The sequence below is a fragment of the Neisseria sp. HMSC061H08 genome, assembly GCF_001836795.1.
GTDB classification, from domain to species: domain Bacteria; phylum Pseudomonadota; class Gammaproteobacteria; order Burkholderiales; family Neisseriaceae; genus Neisseria; species Neisseria subflava_A.
Genome location: NZ_KV830569.1, coordinates 1 through 3,968, shown reverse-complemented (window position 1 = coordinate 3,968; position 3,968 = coordinate 1). Strand labels below are relative to the sequence as shown.

Here is a 3,968-nt window from a genome sequence, read left to right as displayed (position 1 = left end):
GCCACCCTTACTGCCAGCGACATTCAAAACCATAGCCACTACGAAGGCAAAAGTTTTGGATTGGGTGCAAGTGTTGCCGTAAGCGGTCAAACACTGGGACAAGGAGAACAAAACAATCCGCAAGAAAGTCACTTAAAAACCGTAGCCGATAAAAACGGTACAAGTTCCTCAGTGGGTTATGGCAATGACAGCGACAGTCAAAGCAGCGTAACCCGAAGTGGTATTAACACCCAAAATATCCGCATTACAGATGAAGACAAACAAATCCAACTGACGGGCAAAACGGCACAGGAGACCAAAGCCGACATATACACAAACACAACCAGCGAAACCGCGCAACAACATTCAGGCAGCCTGAAAAACGTGTTTGACAAAGAAGCGGTGCAAAGTGAACTGGATTTGCAAAGAACCGTTAGCCAAAGTTTTAATCAAAACGTTCAGGCTGCCAATACCGAAATTAATAAACACCTAGACGAATTAAAGGAAAAACTAGACGACCCAAAAATTAGTGCAACAGAAAAAGCCGAGATAGAAGGCAAAATCAACAATTGGCAACGAGGACAAGTGCTGCTCAACAGTATTGCCTCGGGCTTAACTGCACCCACCCAAAGCACAGCAGGTATAATGGCAGCGACTGCATCGCCGGCATTGTCGTATGAAATCGGGCAACACTTTAAAGGAAAAAACGCAGAAGGAACGAGCGCACATATCCTTGCCCATGCGGTATTGGGAGCGGCTGTTGCAGCAACAGGAGACAATAACGCCCTAGCAGGAGCGATTAGTGCAGGTGGGGCGGAGGCTGCTGTGCCTTACATCAGTAAATGGTTATATGGTAAAGAAAAAGGCAGCGACTTAACGGCAGAAGAGAAAGAGACCGTAACAGCGATTACCAATCTGTTGGGAACGGCTACGGGTGCAGTGATTGGCGACACCACAGCCAATGCGGTGCAAGGCAGCCTGAATGCGCAAAGTGCGGTGGAGAATAATAGTGGTGTAATACCAGCCCCCATACCTTTACCTATTTATATTCCTAAAACACAAGCACAAAAAGAAGCAGATGAACGAGTAGCTATAGCCATTCAAAAAACTGGGCGAGAAACGATAAAAACCATTAGTGCAGGCAATGCCGCATTATGGAGTGGATTGTTCTGTCAATTTGATTCGGGTTGTGAAAGTTCCCTTGCTGCGATGAATGGTGTTTGGAACGAACACATGGGGAATAATGAAAGCGAAGTGGCTGCTATTCAGACAACACAGACATCTACTGGGTTACCTATGCCTGACCCTGATGATGAAAATAAAAAGCCAACTGAACATGCCAAGCAAAGAAGAGAAGAAGCAAAAACTGATGCTCATAGAAGCGTTGGTGATTCTAATCGTATCGTAAGAGAAGGAAGAAAATTTTTAGATACTGAAACTGGTAATTATGTTTATGTAAAAGGAGATAGGATTGTTATTCAATCACCAGAAGGACGCCCTATTTCACAATTTAAAAATCCTCGTAATAATACTCAAAATAGAGTTAGAAGTGGAAGATGGAAGCCATTATAAATAATAGAATTTTAGAAAAAAAAGTTTTTTTTTCAACATATCAAAATCAACAAATCATAATTTACGCTTTATATGACATAAAAGACAAGTTATTTTCTGTTGTTGCTATTCATTTTTTATATGAAAATGTAGCAGTACCATTTAATGACTATGAAAATTTATTTCATGAGTTACTTTATTCTGAATTAACAGAATTTTATTTAGATTGGTATGGAGATATTAATACAGCTATTCAAAAAAATTTTGAAGATTTTCTAGAATAAGAGCATTGAGTCAGCATAGCCTGTATGATAGCAAGCGTGGATGCTCGCACCCACGCGTTCTCTTTTTCGCTGTTAATCCACTTTCAGGCAGCCTGAAAAACGTGTTTGACCAAGATAGAGTGCAAAGCGAGTTGGATTTACAAAGAACCGTTAGCCAAAGTTTCAACCAAAACGTTCAGGCTGCTAATACCGAAATTAACTAACACCTTGACCAACTCAAAGCACAACTAAAAAAGGCGCGATAAGTCAAAGCGACTACGATACCCAAGTGAAAAATTGGCAACGAGGACAAGTGCTACTCAACAGCATCGCCTCGGGCTTAAGTGCGCCAACCGAAAGCACAATGGGCATAGTAGCCGCAACTGCATCGCCAGCATTGTCATATGAAATTGGACAACAATTCAAAAAACACAATGCAGAAGGCACACCTGCACATATCCTTGCCCATGCAGTATTGGGAGCGGCGGTTGCAGCAGCAGGGGACAATAACGCCCTAGCAGGAGCATTGAGTGCAGGTGGAGCGGAAGCAGCTGCGCCTTACATCAGTAAATGGTTATATGGCAAAAAAAAAGGCAGCGACTTAACGGCAGAAGAGAAAGAAACTGTTTCCGCGATTACAAACCTATTAGGAACAGCAACAGGAGCAGTGATTGGCGACACCACAGCCAATGCAGCGCAAGGCAGCCTGAATGCGCAGAGTGCGGTGGGGAATAATGAACTAGCATTTAATATAAATAGTGAAAAAAATGCAGTGTCTCGTTTCAATCAAAAAGTACGAACGGAATTAGGTAATAAATTTGAACTACAAAAAACAGGAGAAAAAAATAAACAAGGGTATGAAATTGTTGAGTTAGTCCCATTAGCAAAACCTAATAGCACTAATAAATATCAGATTTCTGATTTAACTACCGATGAATTAAGATTCTACAATATGTTATCGGGCGTAATTCAGGATAGAAGAGGTTCTGCTAATATAACCTTAGTTCTTAATGATGAGAAAACAGCAGGAGGAAGTTGGATTACAGGCAATTTTGATGTAGGGGATATGGAAAAATTGGATAATCATTCAATTGTATTATCGGGAAATGTGCTAATAGCTCATGAATTTAATGAACAACTGGATAAAACAAAGCTAGGACTGCAACCGAATCAAGGCAGTAACGATATGGATTTTCAACAATCACATAGAAAAGCAATACTCAAGCACGAACCACAAGTATTGCCGGCATACATTAATTTTGTTGAAGATAATGGTATGGTTAATGGGATTAAGTATGATAAATTATACTATGATAATAATCTGTGCCGATTAATTGGTATTACTTTCGGTAAGCTTAAATCTGATAGTAATGGTAATTTAATTCATGAATTTCAGCCAAAACAAACAATTATAAAACCAGATAGCAAGGGGAAATATATTATCCAAAATCCTAATAATTCCAACCAATCTTATCCATATCCATAAATTAAGGTATATCAAAAATGTTTAAATATTACTTATTATGTAGCTGTTTATTATTAATCGGATGTCAAACAACTGACATTCATACAATAAATCCCAAGTCCAATCCGAAACTATATTATCAACTTATGGCGCAAATTGGCGCACAACCTGATAATTCCAATAATCCCAAGTGGACATATTGCATAAACAAGCAAGATGGTTATGATATACAAAGAGATAAGGAGTTTATAGAATACATCAATCAAAATACCACAATGAAATTTTTGGGCTGTAAAGATGCTCATGCTCAATTTACACTACGTGATAAATAAAGCCAGCGTAGCCTGTATAATATGCTCGACAAAGCAGCATCGAGCGCAGTAGCAATAAAAGCAGCGGCTGAAACGCAGGCGTTGCCGTATCATTCGGACAAGGCGGTTGGTCATTAGACATTACCGCAGGTGGCAATGTCGGCAAAGGACATGGCAAGGGCGACAGCCTCACCCATCGGCATAGCCATATTGGCGACACAGGCAGTCGAACCCTAATTCAAAGTGGTGAGACCACGACGCTCAAAGGTGCCCAAGTCATGGGCCAAGGCGTACAAGTTGATGCCAAAAACCTAAGCATTCAAAGCGTACAAGATAGAGAAACTTATCAAAGCAAACAACAAAACGCCAACGTCCAAGTTACCGTCGGTTACGGATTCA

At 40.5% G+C, this 3,968-nt stretch carries 3 protein-coding genes and 1 pseudogene; all 4 read left to right on the top strand.

The features are described 5' to 3' along the window. On the top strand, nt 1-1,551 hold a 1,551-nt coding region (locus HMPREF2675_RS11550; RefSeq protein WP_083323881.1), incomplete at its 5' end, for a VENN motif pre-toxin domain-containing protein. Continuing rightward, nucleotides 1,536-1,814: a hypothetical protein gene (locus tag HMPREF2675_RS04990; protein WP_070814270.1), complete on the top strand. Its 279-nt coding sequence runs from the start codon at nt 1,536-1,538 to the stop codon at nt 1,812-1,814. The genes HMPREF2675_RS11550 and HMPREF2675_RS04990, both read left to right, overlap by 16 nt. A 268-nt stretch (nt 1,815-2,082) precedes the next feature. Continuing rightward, the gene (locus tag HMPREF2675_RS04985) at nt 2,083-3,279 is read left to right on the top strand and encodes a VENN motif pre-toxin domain-containing protein (protein WP_283127799.1); all 1,197 of its coding nucleotides are present in this window, start codon (nt 2,083-2,085) and stop codon (nt 3,277-3,279) included. A gap of 394 nt (nt 3,280-3,673) precedes the next feature. Continuing rightward, nucleotides 3,674-3,968, top strand: a pseudogene (locus tag HMPREF2675_RS11240) (hemagglutinin repeat-containing protein); the annotation flags it as partial.

Coding starts and splice junctions, on each gene's coding strand:
- HMPREF2675_RS04990 (WP_070814270.1), top strand. CDS start 1,536: ATGGAAGCCATTATAAATAATAGAATTTTAGAAAAAAAAGTTTTTTTT.